This window comes from Sphingomonas melonis DAPP-PG 224, assembly GCF_000379045.1.
GTDB classification, from domain to species: Bacteria; Pseudomonadota; Alphaproteobacteria; order Sphingomonadales; family Sphingomonadaceae; genus Sphingomonas; species Sphingomonas aquatilis.
In genome coordinates this window covers 104,216-121,840 of sequence record NZ_KB900606.1, presented here as the reverse complement: position 1 = coordinate 121,840, position 17,625 = coordinate 104,216, and the positions used below count along the sequence as shown (strand labels likewise).

Here is a 17,625-nt window from a genome sequence, read left to right as displayed (position 1 = left end):
GGAGCAGAAGCGAATAGTCATGAGCCCACCCCAACGCCGCCCCGCAATCCGGGCTGTCAGCTTCGAGGACGTTGGCGAGGCCATTGCCCGCCTGATCGTCGTCGCCGGGTCCGATACCGGCCAAGCCTCGCGTGCGGCCGACTTCCTGTTGGCATGGTGGGACGGCAGTGCATGGGGCCATTTTCCGGTCCTTCACCTCTGCAATTGCGATCCCGGCATCTCGGAAGACATGCTCATCGTCATGGCGCATCTGGCGGCCGAGCCGTCCGTCTATCCCGATGCTTGGGGCTACCGCGACGCGATGGCGGCGCTGGTCGAGCAGTGGCGGCCCGCATGACCCCGCTGCGCACCGCCATCGACATCATGACGGGCTTGCCCATCGATCGCGATACACGCCGCGCGCGGCTACTCGCCGCGCGCCGCAAGCCGGTCGGAAGCATCCCCCGGCGCGGCATCCTGTCCGGCCATTGGGATCGTGGCAATGTCGTCGGCGCGTTCCGGGGAGGACGCGGCAGCTTTATCGCGGACTAGCTGCGAAATCGCGCGCCGCTTCCCCGCCAAGCGAGCAAGCGGCGCGCTGGTTTGAGGTCAGGCGGTGAGGTGCTGGTAGAGGATCGTGCCGCCGATGAGGATGAGCGTCAGCCCGCCCAGCATCTCTGCATAGCGGCCGATATACCGTCCCGCGTGCTTGCCGAGCATGACGCCGATCGTGGCGACGACCGTGGTGATCCCGCCAATGATGAGGCACGCGGTCAGGATATTGACCTGCATGACCGCGAGACTGACACCCACCGCCGTTGCATCGATGCTGGTGGCGAGCGCGGTAACGACCAGTCGCCACACGCCGGTCTGAGCGCGCTGACCCGCGTCCACGTCGCTTTTCGTCGCTGCATGGATCATATGCCCGCCGACGCCGAAAAGCAGGAAGAAGGCTATCCAATGATCGACTGCCGCGATCCAAGTGCTCAGCGCCAGGCCGATCGCCCAGCCAATCGCCGGCGTGATCGCCTCGAAGAAGCCGAACACGGCGCCGACACGTAAGGCATCGCGCCAACGATTGCGCTGATTGGTCGCACCCTTCCCCACCGCCGCAGCGAAGGCGTCGACCGACAAGCTGGCGCCAAGAGCGCCGAGCGTTAGCAAACCCGTCATTGATATACGTCCAAGGGCCGTCAACCGAACGACGCAATCCACCTCCGGCCACGAGAGAGGTAGCGCATCGTTGGTCTCGCCGGGCAGATCAAAATCTGCTGCCATCGCCACGAACCGGAAGGTTCAAGGATGTTGACGATGGCCCCGCAACAGCGGGTAGCTACTCCCCAAGAGTGAGACGCCCGTATCCCCTGGGGGGCATATGTACAAGCCGAATCCGATCAACCCTGTCCGATTAGGCGATCACCAGTATTTGGATATCGCCCGGAACTGCTCCACCGCCACCTTTGTCCCCTCGCCCTCTTCGGCGTGAACCAAGCAGTGATCGATATGATCGTTGATGAGCGCGCGCTTGGCGCTGGCGATCGCGTTCTCCACCGCCTGAAGCTGCTGCGCGATATCGACGCACGGCCGTTGCTCTTCGATCATCCCGACGATGCTTTTCAGGTGCCCGGTCGCACGGTTGAGCCGCTTGATGATCGCGGGATGATTGGAATGATCGTAATGGGCCATGTCACCCTATAAGACAAACGGACGAACTTTGTCGAGCAACCCCCCGGGGGGATAGACTCTATCCCCATGGGGGGATATGGACCTGCCCGAACTTCACGTCCGATCGGTCGCGACCGCCGGGCTTGCCGGGACGCACCATGACCTCTTTCGCCGAACTCGTTCAACAGGGCAGCTCCAATCTCTGGCTGTTCATCCCGACCGCGCTGCTGCTCGGTGCGCTGCACGGGCTGGAGCCCGGCCATTCCAAGACCATGATGGCTGCGTTTATTATCGCAGTGCGTGGCACTGTTGGCCAAGCCGTCCTGCTCGGCCTGTGCGCGGCGCTTTCGCACACCGCGATCGTGTGGGGCATCGCGCTTGGCGGGCAATATCTCGGGCGCGGCATCAACACCGAAACGACCGAGCCTTACCTCCTGCTCGGCTCGGCCGTCATCGTTCTTGGCATCGGTCTATGGATGATTTGGCGCACGCGTGCCGATCAGAAGGCCGAAGCCGCGCACGATCACCACCACCATCACGGCGAGGACGAGATCCGCACGATCGACACCGGCCACGGCATGATGCGTCTGGAGATTTTCGAGGATGGCGTGCCGCCGCGCTGGCGGGCGAGCTTTGCCAAGGGTGGCTGGAAAGCGGCGGATGTTATCCTCACAACGGATCGCGGCGAAGGCCGTTCGCAGACATTCCGCTTCGTCGATCGGGGCGATTACATCGAAAGCGTCGAGGAGATCCCGGAACCGCACGCCTTCAACGCGCGCGTCTCGCTGGGCCACGGCGGCCACAGCTATGACTACGACCTCACATTCGCCGAACACGGGCACGATCACGGCCACGGGCATGATGGACTGAAGGTCACGGGCGACGATGCCTACATGAACGCGCATGAGCGCGCCCACGCCGCCGATATCAGCCGCCGGTTCGCCGATCGTCAGGTAACGACCGGCCAGATCGCGCTGTTCGGCCTGACGGGCGGGCTGATCCCCTGCCCCGCAGCCGTCACCGTCCTCCTGCTCTGCCTCCAGCTCAAGCGTCTCGCGCTCGGTGTCGTGCTGGTGAGCGCGTTCAGCGTCGGCCTTGCCGTGACGATGGTCAGCGCCGGCGTCATCGCATCGCTCAGCGTCACGCACATCCGCAAGCGCTGGTCAGGGTTCGGCGACTTCGCGCGCAAGGCGCCTTATGCGTCGGCGGGCCTGATGCTCGTGATCGCGGGCTACATGGCCTATTCCGGCTTGCAAGGCCTCAGTCGGATCGGCGCGATCTGATGCGATCGCCTTGCGTCGATCTATGTGGTTTCGATGCCCGCACCGGATGGTGCCGGGGGTGTGGCCGCACGCGCGACGAGGTCCGGCGTTGGCGTAACCTGCGACCTGGTGATGCACGCCGCGTCATGAGCGACCTGCCACACCGCTTGGCAAAGCTGACCGACCGTTCCGCAAAGGGGGGCACGTCCTGATGTCGTGTCTCGCCGCCAAGGCGCTGGTATAATGTCGAGCAGGCTGAAATAGCGTGAACGCTCGAATTGACCGGCAAGTGATTTCCTTGCCCCGTTTTTTGCGTCGGCTTACGCTGCAAATGATGGCGGTGCAGCGTTCCTCTGTTGCGATCCTAGGAGTCGTGTTGGCGCTGGCCGCTGTCCTCGGGCTTGTCGCAGTATCGGGATGGCATAGCGCCATGGTTCACGATCACGGCCCGGTTCAAGTCGCCATGGTCGATACCCATTCTGATGACGATCACGACCATGCGGTTATGATCGATCATGACGATCAGGCTCCGGCAAAGCAGGCCGACGGCGACGGGCCAGCTCACCTTCTTGCCCACGCCGCAGGCCACTGGGTTGCTTTCGATGGCGCGAGGGCTGCGCCGGTTGCGGCCATCGTCGCCGCTCGCGTGTGGTCGATATTAACTCCATCGCTCCCCAGCGGGATCGACCCATCTAAGCTTCTGCGTCCGCCTCGCGGTTGAGTCTCGCCGACGCCGCGCGCGTCGACTGACTACCCTAGAGGATCATGCACTATGAACGGCAGTTTTCGCCGGTCGCGCACCGTTGCGCTGACCGGCGCCTTTGCGGCGCTATCGCCCGTAGGTGCGGCGTGGTCGCAGACCGCACCCCCCTTTGCACAGCTTCTAAATCAGACGCGTGATGTGCCGCGCGTCCTGGCGCTAGAAGCAGACGTCGCCCGAGCACGCGGCTTGGCATTACAAGCGCGCGCCCGACCGAACCCCTCGATCAATGTCTATGCAGAGAATTTCGTGGGCGACCACGATCGCAATGCGCGCAATCAACAACAGACGACTTTCCAGGTCGATCAGCCTGTCGAACTGGGCGGCAAGCGATCCGCTCGGATCGCCGCCGGTGAAGCCGGGATCGTTGCGGCAAAGGCGCGCGATCGTGACGGCCGTCTCGTCTTTGCGACTGAGCTGGCGCGCGCTTATGCTGGTGCCGAAATCGCCGATCGTCGCATCACCATCGCCGAAGAAGAGGTTAAACAGGCGACCGATGTCTTGAGGGTTGCCCGCGCTTTGGTCGGCGCCGGCAAGGAAGCCCGTCTCCGGCAAGTGCAGGCCGAAACCGAACTGAACACGCTTCAGGCCGACCTCGAAAACGCGCGCGCTTTCAAGACGGTCGCGCTGGCACGTCTTTCGGCGCTCGCCGGTATGACCACCCCCTTCACCGGTCTTTCGGAGTCACTCCTCGATCGGCTCGATGCCAAGCCGGCTTTCGGTCCCATTGACGCGATGCAGGCGACGACGGTGCGGGTCGCGGAAGCCGAACAAGACGCCGCTGCGCGGGCGGTGACGGTGCAACAGCGCCTCGCCATTCCGAACGTCACTGCGCAGCTTGGAGTGCGTCAACTCCGCGTCGCGAGCGGCCCTGCCCTAGTCGCCGGCATATCGGTCCCGCTCCCCTTCTTCGATCGCAACCAGGGCAACATCGCGGCGGCACGCGCTGAGCTGCAAGGAGCAGAAGCGCGCGCCGCCGCGGCCCGGCTCGAAGCCGAGGCCGGGACACGCGCCGGTCTAGCGCTGGTCGAGGCAGCCGACGCTCGTGCCGCTGCCGCGCAGCGGACTTTGACAACCGCCGAAGAAGGCTACCGCCTCGCCCGCATCGCTTACGAGGCAGGTAAAAGCCCGCTGATCGAACTGCTCGCCGCACGTCAAAATCTCGGAGTCGCCCGCGGCCTCATCCTCGATGCCGCCGCAGCGCGCCTCGACGCCCGCGCCAATCTCGCCCGTCTGCAGGGCCTCACCATCACCGGAGAAGCGGTGCAATGACCGATAAAACTCGCCTCTACACCGGCGCCGCCATTGGCCTGGTCGCTGCCGCCGCGCTTGGATTCGGCGCTGCGCGCCTCACCCAATCGCCCGCCCCTGCCCCTACGGAGGCCGCAGCGCCAGCCAAGCCGTCGAACACGGTCGCGATGACGCAGCAGGCACTTTCGGCATCGCAGATCACTGTAGCCCCGGCGGCCTCCGGCGAGCTGGACGCCGCGATCCTTGCCTCCGCTACGGTCGAGGCGACGCCCGACGCCGAGGCGGTGCTGACCGCGCGCGCACCGGGCACGGTCAGCCGTATCATGGTCCGCATCGGCGATCTTGTGCGAGCCGGCCAGACGCTCGCTCTGGTCGAGAGCCGCGATGCTTCGCAGATCGCAGCCGATCGCTCGGCCGCGTCCGCGCGCGTCACTCTCGCCGCTCGCCAGCTCGAACGCGAACGCGGTTTGCTTGCCCAGGGCGTCACCCCCCGCGCTGACTATGAAGCCGCACAAGCCAATCTGGCGGTCGCCCAGGCCGATGCCCGGCGCGCTAGCGCCGCCGCAGGCGCTGCCCGCGTATCAGGTGACGGCCGATCGGTTGCGGTCGTCAGCCCCGTCTCGGGGCGCGTCACCAATGCTGGTGCCAATCTCGGCCAGTTCGTCGCGGCTGAAACCGAGCTGTTCCGCGTCGCCGACCCGCGCCGGCTTCAGATCACGGCTAGCGTTCCCCCCGCCGATGCAGGCCGGGTCCGAGAAGGTGACAGGGTGGAGTTGACCACCACCGATGGCCGCAAGATCGAGGGCCGCGTACGTTCGTCGACCGGCGTCGTCGATCCGCAATCGCGGACCGCGACCGTCGTCATCACGCCGACCTCTGGCGGCAGCACACTCGCCCCGGGCCAGCTTGTGCAGGCTCGTATCCTCGCCAGCGGCGGGGCCGCCAAGAGTGGCGTGATGGTGCCGCAAGACGCGGTGCAGACGCTTGGCAGCGATACCGTAGTGTTCGTCCGCACCGGCCAAGGCTTCCGCGCACAGCCGGTTCAGGTCGGCAGCCGATCAGGCGGGATGGTGGCGATCACCGGCGGCCTCGCCGCCGGCACGCAGATCGCCACCACCAACGCTTTTCTCCTCAAAGCGGAGATCGAGAAGGAGTCGGCGGAATGATCGGCCGCATCCTCTCCCTTTCGGTCCGGATGCGATGGCTTGTCGCCGTCCTGACCCTCGTCGTCATTGGCTTTGGTTTATGGCAGATCACCAAGCTGCCGATTGACGCTGTGCCCGACGTCACCAACCGACAGGTCCAGATCAGCACATTCGCCCCGACGCTTGGGCCGGTCGACATCGAAAAGCAGGTGACGTTCCCGGTGGAAACGGCGCTGGCCGGAATCCCAGGGCTTGAGATGACCCGCTCCATCTCGCGCAACGGCTTCAGCCAGGTAACGGCGGTCTTCACCGACCGCACCGACATTTACTTCGCGCGCCAGCAGGTGACGGAACGGCTCGCACAATCGCGCGACAGCCTGCCTTCCAACGCGCAGCCGATCCTAGCACCGCTCAGCACCGGGCTCGGCGAGATTTTCTTCTATTCGGTCGCCTTCCGTCACCCCGACGGCAAGGGCTTGAAGACGGTCGATGGGAAGCCGGGCTGGCAGTCGGACGGCAGCTATCTCACGCCCGAGGGCGAACGCCTGACCACCGAGCTGGCGAAGGCGGCATATCTCCGCACGGTGCAGGATTGGATCATCCGCCCACAGATGCGCGCCGTGCGCGGCGTCGCCGGGGTTGATTCCAACGGCGGCTATGTGAAGCAATATCTGATCGAGCCAAACCTGAACGCGCTCGTTAGCTATGGGCTGTCGGTGACGGAGTTGGCGGACGCGATGGAGCGGGCCAATCTCTCTGCCGGCTCCAATTACGTCCGCCGTGCCGGCGAGAGCTTCCTTGTCCGCGCCGATGCTCGCCTCAAATCGATCGATGACATTCAGGAAGCCGTCGTGGCAACCCGGAACGGCGTTCCCATCCGCGTCAAGGACGTGGGCCAGGTCGTGATCGGCGGTGCGGTCCGCACCGGATCCGGCAGTCGCATGGGATCGGAAGCGGTCATCTCGACCGTGCTGATGCTGGTGGGCGACAACAGCCGCATCGTCGCGACCGATGCCGCCGAGAAGCTGACGCAGATCAACAAGGCGCTGCCGCCCGACGTGTTCGCCGAGCCGGTCTACAACCGGTCCAAGCTGGTCAACGCGACGATCGCGACGGTCGAAAAGAACCTCACAGAAGGCGCGCTGCTCGTCATCGTCGTGCTGTTCCTGCTGCTCGGCAACATCCGCGCCGCGCTCATCACCGCTGCGGTCATCCCGATCACTATGCTGATGACGGCCGCCGGCATGAACGGGCTGGGCGTATCGGGCAACCTGATGAGCCTTGGAGCGCTCGACTTCGGGCTGATCGTCGACGGCGCCGTCATCATCGTCGAGAATGCGCTTCGCCGCCTCGCCGAGCGCCAGGAGCATGAAGGCCGGCTTCTCACCCGCGACGAGCGGATGGAGGAAACGACACTCGCGGCCAAGGAGATGGTGCGGCCGACCGTTTATGGTCAGCTCATCATCTTCCTCGTCTTCGTGCCGCTGCTCACCTTCCAGGGCGTTGAGGGCAAGACGTTCGCGCCGATGGCGATCACGTTGATGGTGGCGCTCGCCTCCGCTTTCGTCCTGTCGCTGACCTTCGTTCCCGCGATGATCGCGATCGTCGTCAAGGGCCGGGTCAGCGAGACGGAAGTGAAGCCGATCCGCTGGTTCAAGGAACGCTACGCCCCCGTGCTGGGCAGGGGCGTAGCTCGGCCGATGCCCTTCATTCTGGGCGGTGTCGGCGTGTTCGTCGCGGCAGTGCTGAGCTTTGGCTTGCTCGGCGAGGAGTTCATGCCGCAGCTCGACGAGAAGGACATAACCGTCACCAACTTCCGCGTGCCATCGGCGTCGATCGATCAGTCGACACAGATGCAGCTTCAGATCGAGAATGCATTGAAGACGCTGCCGGAGGTGGCGCTGGTCTTCTCTAAGAACGGCAACGCCGATCTCGGCACCGATCCGATGCCGCCCAATGCGTCGGATACCTATGTGATTCCAAAGCCAGAGGACGAGTGGCCGGCGGAGGTTAAGAGCAAGGAGGACATCCTTCGCCGCATCGAGGAGCGGATGAAACCGCTGATCGGCAACCGAACAGAGATTCAGCAACCGATCCAGATGCGCTTCAACGAGCTGATCGCCGGCGTTCGCGCCGACGTCGCGATCAAACTCTACGGCGATGACCTCGACGCGATGAGCGAACAGGCGCGGCGCATCGCTTCCGTCATGCGCACCATCCCGGGCGCTGGTGACGTGAGTGCCGAACAGACGTCCGGCGCGCCGACCTTCGACGTGCAGATCGATCGGCAAGCGGCGGGCCGTTATGGCCTGTCGGTTGAGGAGGTGGCGAACACGGTCTCGGCTGCGCTTGGCGGGCGCGAGGCCGGGTTGTTGTTCGAGGGAGACCGGCGGTTCGACGTCGTGGTCCGCCTCCCCGATGCGCAACGGGATGACCTTGAGACACTGGGGTCGATCCCGGTGATGCTGCCCACTGCCGAGGGTCAGGTGGCGCGCTCGATCCCGCTCAGCCAGGTCGCCCGGTTCAACTACACGCAGGGGTTGAACCAGGTTAGTCGCGAGAATGGCAAGCGGATGGTGGTCGTGCAGATCAACGTCCGCGGGCGCGATCTTGGCGGGTTCGTCGACGAAGCACAGGCGAGGATCGGCCAGATGCAGCTTCCCGCCGGCATGTATACTGAGTGGGGCGGCACCTTCGAGAGCCTGCAATCGGCTCGGTTGCGCCTGCTGATCGTCGTGCCGATCTGCTTTATCGCGATCTATGCCCTGCTCTACATGGCGCTCGGCAGCTTCGTGTCGGCGGCGATCGTGTTCTCGGCGGTGCCGATGGCGCTCGCAGGGGGCGTGTTTGCGCTGCTGCTGCGCGGTATCCCCTTCTCGATCACCGCAGCGGTCGGGTTCATAGCCCTATCGGGCGTTGCCGTCCTCAACGGCCTCGTGATGATGAGTGCGATCGGAAAGTATCGCGAAGACGGTGCGGCCGACGACGATGCGATCGTGGGCGGCGCAATGGAGCGCGTCCGTCCGGTGCTGATGACCGCGCTGGTCGCGTCTCTTGGCTTCGTGCCGATGGCGCTTGCGACCGGCACAGGAGCAGAAGTGCAACGCCCACTCGCAACGGTCGTCATCGGGGGGCTTATAACATCGACAATCCTGACCCTTCTTGTCCTGCCAGCCATCACAGCGTTGTCCATGCGATTGAGAGGCTCAAAGGCACAAGGTTCGACTGTCGGCACCACAAAGGCCCAGATTTGAGTCTACATGCGCACGTTCTGGTATCGTTGACCGGCATCAAGTTCAGTGTCGGTTCAAGTAGAAGCCCTAATATCAAATACGCCGTCGTTCGATCCTATCGTCCGATGGTAGGAGAGTAGACATGCGTAAGACATTTTGGATTGCAGCGGGGCTGCTGGCTTCGTTGGTCCCTGGTACTGCGATGGCGCAGCACCATGGTGGCCGTCATTCCACAGGTCATGGTAGCTACGGCGGACATGGACGTGTGGTCGTGTCAAATCACGGCTATGGCTATGCGCAGCCCTATTATGGTGGCGGCTATTATGCCGACTCTCCGCGATACCAGTCTCGCCACTACGTGCGCGATCGGCACTATGATCGTCATTCCCGTCCGAGGCATTACCGCCGCCATCATTGACGGCGGTAAGGCTTCGGGCCGCTACTTGCGGGTTTCGCGCCGGGCAAGCCACGCCCGCATCTCGGCGATCTCGCGCCGCTGCGTCGCCACTACTTCGGCTGCAAGCCGGCGAACAGCGGGATCGCGCCCGTACCTCAATTCTATCTCGGCCATCGCGATCGCGCCTTCATGATGGGGGATCATCGCGCGCATGAAGTCGGCGTCGGCATCACCAGTGAAGGCCACGTCCATAGCGCCATGCATCTTGGCGTTCGCGGCCCGGTAGGCTCTGGTTGCGGGCGTGTCGGCCCGCTTTCCCGCATCAGCTCCCCGGGTCACGCTCGTACCGTGTTGAGCGTGCTGTGCGCTCGCAGCAGGTGGCGTCAGTCCAGCGGCCGTTGCGACCATCAGCGCGAGCGTGCCGTTAATTCCGATCATCACGTTCCTTCTCCAGTGTAGCATCATGTCCGCGCTGGCGTCCGGCTCTGGCCGGAGGTTGCCGGCGCGCAGCCGCATCGAGCTCGGCCACGGCCTGGGCCGCGGCCTCGCAGTCGCTGCCGGTTTCCTGGCCCCGCTCGCAGCGGGTGACAACCAGCCTCGCCTCTTCCGCGTGGAAACGGAAATAGCCAGCATCCCGTGGTTTAATCAGTCCGCATCCAGTCAGAGCGATGGTCGCGACAGCGGCAATGAGCGCGCGTTCCTTGAGGTCTGTCATTCTGTTCACCCGCTCGTTGTTCATGGAAATCACAAAGCGATGCCAAAGCGCCGGAGTGCGAGAACCATCGCGATATAGAGCAGGACGGTCAGGCAGCATCCGGCGGCCAAGGCTGGCCAAAAGCCAATTCCGTGACGCAAAAGGACTGGTATCAGTAGGAATAGCGGCAGCGAGGGGAGTACGAACCAGAAGGTCGCCTGCGCATGGGCCGCCATGTTCATCGCATCAGGCCGGTCGTGCCACAGCCATATCATGCCAAGGACCGAGACGACCGGTAGCGACGCAATCAGCGCTCCGAACCCGGGATAGCGCTTCGCCACTTCCGACGCTGCCGCGATTAGTATGCCCGAGACGATGGCCTTGACTGCAAGATAGTACATAGGATGCTTCGCTTACCTTGTGGCGGTGGATCTTGATGATGCGGCCCAGCGCCACTTCCCCCCGTTGCGACGCCATGCGCGAAACCCGATGCGGTAAAGCCTCCCGATCCACTTGATGAGAATGAACGTGGTTCCTCGCGGGACCAGGCCAAGGGCACTGGCGTAGCGCGTGACGAAGACCAGCATCGAAGCTGCCGTAAGCCAAAGTCCGGCGGGAAAAACGGGAGACGAGCCATTGACATTCATCAATGGCGATCCCCGGATCGCCCGAAGGTCGCGACCCGCCAGAGATACCAAATGACGGCCAGCAAGAGCACGGCGTTGCTGACCGGTTCGATGACGCTCGCCACCTGATTATAGCGTTCGCCCAGCTCGTAGCCGGCTAGCACGAGGATCACGGTCCATATTGCCGAGCCGGCAAGCGTGGAAAGCAGGAACGGACCGAGGGGCATTCCGCTGACCCCTGCTGGCACCGAAATCAACGTCCGGACTCCCGGGACCATTCGTCCGAACAGAACCGCCCAACGGCCATAGCGGTCGAACCAGCGATCGACATGATCGATCTCGTCCGCCGTCAACGTCAGCCATCGACCGTGGCGAGAAGCAAAGCGCTTCAACCGATCGATGCCGATCCAGCGCCCGACATAGTACCATAGGATCGCTCCTGCGGCCGATCCGAGGGTGCCAGCGATAACGACCACCCACAGCGAGCCGCGCCCCTGCGCGGCCGTGTAGCCCGCAAGGGGCAGGATCACTTCCGATGGAATCGGCGGAAAGACGTTCTCGGCCAGCATCAGCAGGAAGACGCCAAAGCCGCCGAGTGCCGATAGGATCGATGTTATGATGTCGAACACAAGACAGCCTCGTCAGATGATCCAATAGAAGATGGCGCAGAACACGAGGATGAGGGCGAGGACCGATCCTACGATCGCGTTTTCCAGTCGCGGGCACTCGACGTTCCTGATCCGCGCGGCGACCTGCCAAGCGGGGCGGATCGGACACCGCCACGACCCAGCGACAATTCGATCCAATTCCGCGTCCGACAGCCCGAAGAATGCTTTGGCTTCACGGCGCGATCGACCCGCCAGCCCCATCACACGCAGCACCACATCGTCCCATGCGACATCGATCGCGCTCGGCCGATCGATCATCGGGCCGCGCGCGTCACCGCCTGCCCAAGAGGGAGGCAGCAGGCCGATGATCTGGTGAGGATTGCGCTCCAACAGCGTCGCCCAGCGCAGCAAGCGGTGTTGGCGGTCCCGCGCCGGGATAGTCCGCGCCGGCGCCCAACGTCGGGTGAGGGCTTGCACTGGATGTGTCCATCGGCTCGCCTGAGAGGTCGTCATGGACTTGCCGGAGTACAGGCGTCGCCATTGGTAGCGCGCTTGAGCGGACGAGAACAGCGCAGGGTCAGGAAGGTGGTGCAGCTCAGGATGAAGGCGATATCGTATAGGCCGTAGCCGACGGCCGCCCCGAGCGCGCCAGTCGCCCACAGGCTGGCCGCTGTTGCCGTACCCGAGGCTTTGCTACCCTTCTTCAGGATCGCGCCGCCCCCAATGAAACCGACGCCTGTAATCAGACCTTCGAGCAACCTGGCCTGCGCCGGGGACGTGCGGCCGAGGATCGCGATGCCTACCAGCACGAAGCCGCAACTGGCGATGGCAACCAACGGGAATGTGCGGATGCCTGCGCTACGGGCGTCCTTCTCGCGATCCCAGCCAACCGGAAGGGCAAGCGCGTAGGCGACGGCGAGACTGATGATATGGGTGGTTATCTCCCACCATGAGCTTTGAAACATGCCGGCCTGCCTGTTCTACGCGATCGCTCCAAATCGGAGGTTAAAAACGAATGTTGGGCCGAGCGCCTTGAAGGCGCTCGTGATTAAGGCGAGGATCGTGAACATCTGCGAACCTACCGGTGCAGACATGCGATGATGGCGGCCACGACGGCGGCGGTTTCCGCAACGTCGCGCACCCTGACCGTGTCGAGGCCGATCTCGACGGCGGGATAGTCATTTCCACCGGGGAAGATCGCATCGCCGATGAACAACATGCCGTCGAGCGGCACGCCGCTTTCGGCGCTCAGGCGCTTCAGGCCGTAGCCTTTGTCGACCCCTGCCCTCGTCACGTCGATCGATGTCGTACCGCCAAGATTGATCGAGAGGCCCGGCAGCACTGCGCGCAAGGTCGCCTGCAATGCAGTGCGTTTTTTCCGATCCCGGTCCCATCCCTCCTTTTCCTTCAGCGGCGCCGCCTGCCCCAGCCCCGAAAAGGTAATCTGGCTGCCGCGATCCTCGATCCGCTCGCCCCATATGCGTTCATCGGCGAGGCCGGCATCGGCCAGCGCCCGGTCGAAGGCCGCGCGGATCTTCGCCTTCTCCGCATCGTCGAACAGCTCGGCATAGACCACGCACCAAGCCCCATCGATGAAGCGATAGAGCTTGGTGCCGGTGGTCGGCATCAACCAGAGGCGGTCGAGCGCTGCGTCCGCAGGCAAGCGCGACGCGACCTGCTTTTCGAATTGTGGCCAGTCCCCGCCCGAGATCACCGCCACATCGGTAACGGCGAGCAACCGGGCGATGATCGCGGCCATATCCTCCGATAACGGGCGTTTGCTCTCCGCGAGCGTGCCGTCGAGGTCGAAAGCGACCAGCCACTTCATGCCGCGTTCCCCGCCGGGTCGCGGTAGGCGAGCAGCCGGAGCGCGTTGATGACGACGAGCAGTGTCGATCCCTCATGGACCGCCACCGCTGGCCCGATGCCGAGGCCGAGGATGGTGGCAGGCACGAGGAAGGCGACGACGCCCAGGCTGACGAACACGTTCTGACGGATGATGCCGCGCGTATGACGGCTCAGGCCGACCGCGAACGGCAAGTGCGCCAGGTCGTCGGCCATCAGCGCTACGTCGGCCGTCTCGAGCGCTACGTCCGACCCCGCCGCGCCCATTGCGATGCCGACCGTGGCGCTCGCCATCGCGGGCGCGTCGTTCACGCCGTCGCCGACCATCGCGACCTTGTCCTCGCCGGCAAGCTTCTTGATTGCGGCCACCTTGTCTTCGGGCATGAGGTCGCCCCACGCCTCATCGATTCCGACATCGTTGGCGATCGCTTCGGCGACCTTCTGGTGATCGCCGGAGATCATTATCATCCGCGACACACCCATCTCGTGCAGCCGGCGCAGCGCGGTCTTGGCCGCTTCGCGGGGCGTGTCCATCAGGCCGATCGCGCCTAGGTCGCGGTCTCCCTTGCGGACGACCATCGTCGTGCGGCCGTTCTCGCGCAGCTTCGCGATCGCGTCCTGCGCCCCCTGCCCCAGCGCCGGTATGCCCTCGCCCCCAAACATCTCGGCCTTGCCGATCCACACCGTCTCGCCATCCACGCTCGCGGTGACGCCACGACCGGTCAGGCTCTTGAGGTCGCCAGCGGTGGGCAACGGGCGCCCATTCAGGCGTTCGCGGCCGTCGTTGACGATCGCTTGGGCCAGCGGGTGATCGCTCAGCGCCTCGACAGCGACGGCCAGCGACAGCAGCTCGCCTTCGTCGGTGCCGTCGACGGGCACGACATCGGTGATGCGCGGGCGCCCTTCGGTCAGCGTGCCGGTCTTGTCGAAGGCGATCGCCTTGAGCGATCCGAGGTTTTCGAGCGGCGCACCGCCCTTCACCAGCACACCGCCACGTGCCGCGCGCGCGACGCCGGACAGGACCGCGCTCGGCGTCGCGATCGCGAGCGCGCAAGGGCTCGCTGCGACCAGTACCGCCATCGCGCGATAGAAGCTGTCGCGGAACGGCTCGTCGATGACCACCCAGGCGAACAGCAGCAGCACCGACAGGATCAGGACGGCGGGCACGAAGATGCGCTCGAACCGATCGGTGAAGCGCTGCGTCGGCGACTTCTGCGTCTCCGCCTCGCTCACCATCTTCACCACCTTGGCGAGCGCGGACTCGTTGGATCGGCGCGTCACCTCGATCTCGATCGCGCCGCCGCCATTGATCGTGCCGGCAAAGACGCGGCTCTCCGCCTCGACCGCATCGGGCTTGGCGCGGGCGGCTGCCGCGTCCGCGACCGGCACCTTGTCGACCGGGATGCTCTCGCCGGTCACCGGGGCTTGGTTGATCGCGCTGGTGCCCGTGATGACGAAGCCGTCAGCAGGCAGGCGCTCGTTCGGGCGGACGATGGCGACATCCCCAACGACCATTTGCTCGACCGGGATTTCGCTGGTCTGGCCGTCGCGTCGCACGGTCGCGGTTTCGGGCGCGAGCTTCGCCAGCGCCTCGATCGCCTTCTTGGCGCGTCCCATCGCGTAATGCTCAAGCGCATGGCCAAGGCTGAACAGGAACAGCAGCAGCGCGCCTTCGGCCCATGCGCCCAGCGCAGCGGCGCCGGCGGCAGCAACCAACATCAGCGTGTCGATCTCGAACTTCTTCATCCGAAGGTTGTCGATCGCCTCGCGCAGCGTGAAGAACCCGCCGAAGAAATAGGCTGCGACATAGCAGGCCGTGGGCAGCCACTCCGGTGCGCCGGCAACCAGCCTTTCGATCGCATAGCCGATCCCCAGCAGCGCGCCGCAGGCAAGCGCGAAGATCAGCTCGGTATTGGGGCCGAGAAATTCGGCGTGGCTATGGTCGTGACCATCGCCGGGGCCGTGCTTCTCTTCGCCCGCGTCGTGGCCCCCGGGGCCGTGGTCGTGGCCGGCATGGTCATCGGCGGCGACCCGCTTGCCAACCCTCACCTTCAGCTTGCGAAGAGCAGCGCGCACTTCCTCTTCTGTGGTCTCTCGGCGATCATATTCGACCCGGACCGACCCGCTGGTGCTGGCGCTTGCCTGTACCACCCCGGGCAACGCGCATAGCGCATCGCTGACCGTGCGCGCCCGCCGTTCGTGACTGATCCCCGTCACCTGCCAGATCGCATGACCGTAGCGTTCAGTGATTTCGGCACCTGCGGCCCGCACCATTTCACGCAATCGCGGCAGCGGTAGCTTGGCGGCGTCGAAATGGATGCACAGGGCCGCCGGCGTGTCGCCATCGAGGCAGATCACATGCGCCCGCTCGACGCCTTCGCGCTTTGACAGGGTTGATACGAGACGGTCCAGGCAAGCGTCGGCCGCGTCAGGAAGGTCCGGCAACAATACTGGAATATCGAGTTCGAGCTTGTCGTTCATGACGACCTCCTTTCGCTTTTCTTGGTTTCGGCGCGCGCGTCGCGCAGGATTTCGACACCGCCCTTGATGGCGATGATGGCGGTAGCGAAGCCGACCAGAAGGTCCGGCCAGTTGGTGCCCAGCCACAGCACCAGCACGCCCGCGATCAGGATGCCGCCATTGGAAATGAAGTCATTGAAGCTGAAGGTGGTGGCGGCCCGTAGGTTAACGTCCGGATCCTTGAGCCGCTGGAGCAGCCGCAGGCAGAGGTAGTTTACGACGCCGGCGATCGCCGACATGACCATCATGGTCGGTCCGATCGGCTCGCTCCCCTGCACATAGCGTCGCCCGACATCGATCAGGATGCCGCCCGCAAAGATCAGCAGCATTACCCCCGATGCGATCGCGGCGCGCGTCTTCCACGTCTTACCGTGGGTCAGCGCGACGAGGCTGAGAGCGTAAACGGCGGTGTCGGACAGATTGTCGACGCCGTTGGCGATGAGCGCACTTGAATCGGCGAACGCGCCGGATACGAAAAAGCCCGCTGCGATTGCTGCGTTCAGCAGCAGCACGATCCAGAGCGTGCGACGCTCCTGCGTGCCCGCGTTGTCGTTGCTCGCATTCATCCCATGATCTCCTCGAGCGTCAGGAGGGCGAGGAACCCTACGAAGAACATCGAGCTGATGAGCGGGGTGTCAGGCTTCTCGTGCGCCTCAACCAGCAGCTCTTCCGTGACGAGGTAGAGCAGCGCCATCAGCCCAAAGCTCAGGAAGCCAGCGACCATTACCGGCGAGAGCGTGGCGACAGGAACGGCAGCGAGCGCGCCGATCGGCAGCAGCAGCGCCAATGCCGAGACGATCACGATGATGCGCAGGCGCGAGCGATAGGTTTCCGCCAGCTCGTTGGTCAGTGTCAGACCCAGGAAGAGCACTTCGAGTGTCAGCGCGATCGTCAGCAGAAATCCCGCCTTCTCGCCCGCGACGAACGCAAGGCCGAGCACCAGGCCATCGACCAGGATGTCGATGCCGATCGCGGCGAGCAGCGCCATCGGCCCCTTGAAGCGGGCCTCGAAAGCCTTGAGACCCAGCATCGTTACGACGCCCGCCGCCCCGCCGATCAACGTCGCGCTGGGCGAAGCCTCATGCTTGACCTGCGGCAGGATTTCAGTCGCTGCCGCCGCGAACACGACGCCGGCAGCAAGATGCTGTAGCCCCGCCACGAGGCCAGGATTTAACTTTGTGCGGCTCGCGATGATCGCGCCGAGCACGACCGCCAACACAGGCGCAAGCGTGTAGAGCAATGCCTGCATATCCTATGATTCCTCCGGTGTTCGATGACAGACGCGGATCTTCCCGCGCTGCGTGAAGGCGATCGACCCGCCCGCCACGACTGCCCGCGACTGGTCGCCGCGAAATTCTTCGCCGGTCCGTTGCGCGTGCAGGATCTCGGTTCTGCCCTTGGGCAGCCAGGTGACACCCATCTTCAGGCCGTCGTCGATGAAGTCGACATCGGCGCGCGATCCATCGTCGCAATACATGATGCGCTGCGCGATCAATCGAGGCGTCAGATGCTTTTCATGCGCCGGCTCGGCCGGTTGGCTTGGAGCGGGGTTGCACGCCCCTACGACCATACCCGCGAACAGAACGGCGCCGATGCGCGCGGCTGTCAGGCCAGGCAGGTGCCGCAAGGCGCGCACCGCC

Annotated in this window: 21 protein-coding genes and 1 riboswitch; of the genes, 7 read left to right on the top strand and 14 right to left on the bottom strand. The window is 64.6% G+C overall.

The annotated features are described in order from the left end of the window. Positions 1–19 precede the first annotated feature (19 nt). Together SPHME3_RS0119085 and SPHME3_RS0119080 are read left to right on the top strand one after the other, a co-directional pair. The gene (locus SPHME3_RS0119085; RefSeq protein WP_018251239.1) at positions 20–337 is read left to right on the top strand and encodes a DUF7673 family protein; all 318 of its coding nucleotides are present in this window, start codon (positions 20–22) and stop codon (positions 335–337) included. Next, positions 334–531, top strand: coding sequence for a hypothetical protein (locus SPHME3_RS0119080; protein WP_018251238.1), 198 nt, complete (start codon positions 334–336; stop codon positions 529–531). The genes SPHME3_RS0119085 and SPHME3_RS0119080 overlap by 4 nt, the downstream gene beginning before the upstream one ends. Positions 532–588: 57 nt before the next feature. Here SPHME3_RS0119080 and SPHME3_RS0119075 read toward each other — a convergent pair whose 3' ends face one another. Both SPHME3_RS0119075 and SPHME3_RS0119070 read right to left on the bottom strand, forming a co-directional pair. Next, positions 589–1,152, bottom strand: coding sequence for a manganese efflux pump MntP (locus SPHME3_RS0119075; protein ID WP_018251237.1), 564 nt, complete (start codon positions 1,150–1,152; stop codon positions 589–591). A gap of 4 nt (positions 1,153–1,156) precedes the next feature. Beyond that, positions 1,157–1,327: riboswitch (yybP-ykoY riboswitch) on the bottom strand. Positions 1,328–1,395: 68 nt separating this feature from the next. Next, positions 1,396–1,665, bottom strand: coding sequence for a metal-sensing transcriptional repressor (locus SPHME3_RS0119070; RefSeq protein WP_007406864.1), 270 nt, complete (start codon positions 1,663–1,665; stop codon positions 1,396–1,398). A gap of 137 nt (positions 1,666–1,802) precedes the next feature. On the opposite strand from SPHME3_RS0119070, the gene SPHME3_RS0119065 reads away from it, so the two are divergent. Then, a complete protein-coding gene (locus SPHME3_RS0119065) occupies positions 1,803–2,927 on the top strand; it encodes a nickel/cobalt efflux transporter (protein WP_018251236.1) in 1,125 nt (374 codons plus the stop codon). Further along, positions 2,927–3,118, top strand: coding sequence for a DUF1289 domain-containing protein (locus tag SPHME3_RS20870; protein WP_037569978.1), 192 nt, complete (start codon positions 2,927–2,929; stop codon positions 3,116–3,118). Before SPHME3_RS0119065 ends, SPHME3_RS20870 begins: the two co-directional genes overlap by 1 nt. A 152-nt stretch (positions 3,119–3,270) precedes the next feature. Here SPHME3_RS20870 and SPHME3_RS0119060 read toward each other — a convergent pair whose 3' ends face one another. Then, positions 3,271–3,483, bottom strand: coding sequence for a hypothetical protein (locus SPHME3_RS0119060; RefSeq protein WP_043058994.1), 213 nt, complete (start codon positions 3,481–3,483; stop codon positions 3,271–3,273). Between the two features lie 195 nt (positions 3,484–3,678). Between SPHME3_RS0119060 and SPHME3_RS0119055 the strand changes: the two genes are divergently transcribed. The 3 genes from SPHME3_RS0119055 to SPHME3_RS0119045 are packed head-to-tail and all read left to right on the top strand — an operon-like array spanning position 3,679 to position 9,316. Further along, positions 3,679–4,938 carry a TolC family protein gene (locus SPHME3_RS0119055; protein ID WP_007406848.1) on the top strand — a complete coding sequence of 420 codons (1,260 nt, stop codon included), beginning with the start codon at positions 3,679–3,681 and terminating at the stop codon, positions 4,936–4,938. Beyond that, on the top strand, positions 4,935–6,083 hold the full coding sequence (locus SPHME3_RS0119050) for an efflux RND transporter periplasmic adaptor subunit (RefSeq protein ID WP_018251232.1): 1,149 nt from the start codon (positions 4,935–4,937) through the stop codon (positions 6,081–6,083). The genes SPHME3_RS0119055 and SPHME3_RS0119050 overlap by 4 nt, the downstream gene beginning before the upstream one ends. After that, the gene (locus SPHME3_RS0119045) at positions 6,080–9,316 is read left to right on the top strand and encodes an efflux RND transporter permease subunit (RefSeq protein WP_018251231.1); all 3,237 of its coding nucleotides are present in this window, start codon (positions 6,080–6,082) and stop codon (positions 9,314–9,316) included. The genes SPHME3_RS0119050 and SPHME3_RS0119045 overlap by 4 nt, the downstream gene beginning before the upstream one ends. Positions 9,317–9,734: 418 nt before the next feature. Here the strand turns inward: SPHME3_RS0119045 and copM are convergent, their stop codons facing one another. From copM to SPHME3_RS21635, 11 genes are all read right to left on the bottom strand, one after another. Next, entirely contained in the window at positions 9,735–10,130 is a 396-nt protein-coding gene (gene copM / locus SPHME3_RS20340; protein WP_050794225.1) for a CopM family metallochaperone, read from the bottom strand. Continuing rightward, on the bottom strand, positions 10,117–10,431 hold the full coding sequence (locus tag SPHME3_RS0119035; protein WP_196801635.1) for a hypothetical protein: 315 nt from the start codon (positions 10,429–10,431) through the stop codon (positions 10,117–10,119). Before SPHME3_RS0119035 ends, copM begins: the two co-directional genes overlap by 14 nt. Positions 10,432–10,436: 5 nt before the next feature. Beyond that, on the bottom strand, positions 10,437–10,787 hold the full coding sequence (locus tag SPHME3_RS0119030) for a DUF3147 family protein (protein ID WP_018251229.1): 351 nt from the start codon (positions 10,785–10,787) through the stop codon (positions 10,437–10,439). Positions 10,788–11,032: 245 nt separating this feature from the next. Beyond that, positions 11,033–11,641 (bottom strand): DedA family protein, encoded by a 609-nt coding sequence (locus SPHME3_RS0119025; RefSeq protein ID WP_007406854.1) that lies wholly within the window; start codon positions 11,639–11,641, stop codon positions 11,033–11,035. Between the two features lie 12 nt (positions 11,642–11,653). Continuing rightward, positions 11,654–12,031, bottom strand: coding sequence for a hypothetical protein (locus SPHME3_RS0119020; RefSeq protein ID WP_007406863.1), 378 nt, complete (start codon positions 12,029–12,031; stop codon positions 11,654–11,656). 98 nt (positions 12,032–12,129) lie between these two features. Continuing rightward, on the bottom strand, positions 12,130–12,585 hold the full coding sequence (locus SPHME3_RS0119015) for an MgtC/SapB family protein (RefSeq protein ID WP_018251228.1): 456 nt from the start codon (positions 12,583–12,585) through the stop codon (positions 12,130–12,132). Between the two features lie 113 nt (positions 12,586–12,698). Then, on the bottom strand, positions 12,699–13,448 hold the full coding sequence (locus SPHME3_RS0119005) for an HAD-IIB family hydrolase (RefSeq protein ID WP_007406852.1): 750 nt from the start codon (positions 13,446–13,448) through the stop codon (positions 12,699–12,701). After that, positions 13,445–15,946: a heavy metal translocating P-type ATPase gene (locus SPHME3_RS0119000; protein WP_018251226.1), complete on the bottom strand. Its 2,502-nt coding sequence runs from the start codon at positions 15,944–15,946 to the stop codon at positions 13,445–13,447. Before SPHME3_RS0119000 ends, SPHME3_RS0119005 begins: the two co-directional genes overlap by 4 nt. Continuing rightward, the gene (locus SPHME3_RS0118995) at positions 15,943–16,551 is read right to left on the bottom strand and encodes a cation transporter (RefSeq protein WP_007406859.1); all 609 of its coding nucleotides are present in this window, start codon (positions 16,549–16,551) and stop codon (positions 15,943–15,945) included. Before SPHME3_RS0118995 ends, SPHME3_RS0119000 begins: the two co-directional genes overlap by 4 nt. Beyond that, the gene (locus tag SPHME3_RS0118990) at positions 16,548–17,234 is read right to left on the bottom strand and encodes a ZIP family metal transporter (RefSeq protein ID WP_018251225.1); all 687 of its coding nucleotides are present in this window, start codon (positions 17,232–17,234) and stop codon (positions 16,548–16,550) included. The genes SPHME3_RS0118995 and SPHME3_RS0118990 overlap by 4 nt, the downstream gene beginning before the upstream one ends. 3 nt (positions 17,235–17,237) lie before the next feature. Next, positions 17,238–17,621, bottom strand: coding sequence for a hypothetical protein (locus SPHME3_RS21635; RefSeq protein WP_018251224.1), 384 nt, complete (start codon positions 17,619–17,621; stop codon positions 17,238–17,240). Positions 17,622–17,625: the final 4 nt, after the last annotated feature.

Excerpts from the sequence above, each read along its gene's own strand:
- SPHME3_RS0119085 (WP_018251239.1), top strand. The coding sequence starts at position 20 with ATGAGCCCACCCCAACGCCGCCCCGCAATCCGGGCTGTCAGCTTCGAG.
- SPHME3_RS0119080 (WP_018251238.1), top strand. The coding sequence starts at position 334 with ATGACCCCGCTGCGCACCGCCATCGACATCATGACGGGCTTGCCCATC.
- SPHME3_RS0119075 (WP_018251237.1), bottom strand. The coding sequence starts at position 1,152 with ATGACGGGTTTGCTAACGCTCGGCGCTCTTGGCGCCAGCTTGTCGGTC.
- SPHME3_RS0119070 (WP_007406864.1), bottom strand. The coding sequence starts at position 1,665 with ATGGCCCATTACGATCATTCCAATCATCCCGCGATCATCAAGCGGCTC.
- SPHME3_RS0119065 (WP_018251236.1), top strand. The coding sequence starts at position 1,803 with ATGACCTCTTTCGCCGAACTCGTTCAACAGGGCAGCTCCAATCTCTGG.
- SPHME3_RS20870 (WP_037569978.1), top strand. The coding sequence starts at position 2,927 with ATGCGATCGCCTTGCGTCGATCTATGTGGTTTCGATGCCCGCACCGGA.
- SPHME3_RS0119055 (WP_007406848.1), top strand. The coding sequence starts at position 3,679 with ATGAACGGCAGTTTTCGCCGGTCGCGCACCGTTGCGCTGACCGGCGCC.
- SPHME3_RS0119050 (WP_018251232.1), top strand. The coding sequence starts at position 4,935 with ATGACCGATAAAACTCGCCTCTACACCGGCGCCGCCATTGGCCTGGTC.
- SPHME3_RS0119045 (WP_018251231.1), top strand. The coding sequence starts at position 6,080 with ATGATCGGCCGCATCCTCTCCCTTTCGGTCCGGATGCGATGGCTTGTC.
- copM (WP_050794225.1), bottom strand. The coding sequence starts at position 10,130 with ATGATCGGAATTAACGGCACGCTCGCGCTGATGGTCGCAACGGCCGCT.
- SPHME3_RS0119035 (WP_196801635.1), bottom strand. The coding sequence starts at position 10,431 with ATGAACAACGAGCGGGTGAACAGAATGACAGACCTCAAGGAACGCGCG.
- SPHME3_RS0119030 (WP_018251229.1), bottom strand. The coding sequence starts at position 10,787 with ATGTACTATCTTGCAGTCAAGGCCATCGTCTCGGGCATACTAATCGCG.
- SPHME3_RS0119015 (WP_018251228.1), bottom strand. The coding sequence starts at position 12,585 with ATGTTTCAAAGCTCATGGTGGGAGATAACCACCCATATCATCAGTCTC.
- SPHME3_RS0119005 (WP_007406852.1), bottom strand. The coding sequence starts at position 13,448 with ATGAAGTGGCTGGTCGCTTTCGACCTCGACGGCACGCTCGCGGAGAGC.
- SPHME3_RS0119000 (WP_018251226.1), bottom strand. The coding sequence starts at position 15,946 with ATGAACGACAAGCTCGAACTCGATATTCCAGTATTGTTGCCGGACCTT.
- SPHME3_RS0118995 (WP_007406859.1), bottom strand. The coding sequence starts at position 16,551 with ATGAATGCGAGCAACGACAACGCGGGCACGCAGGAGCGTCGCACGCTC.
- SPHME3_RS0118990 (WP_018251225.1), bottom strand. The coding sequence starts at position 17,234 with ATGCAGGCATTGCTCTACACGCTTGCGCCTGTGTTGGCGGTCGTGCTC.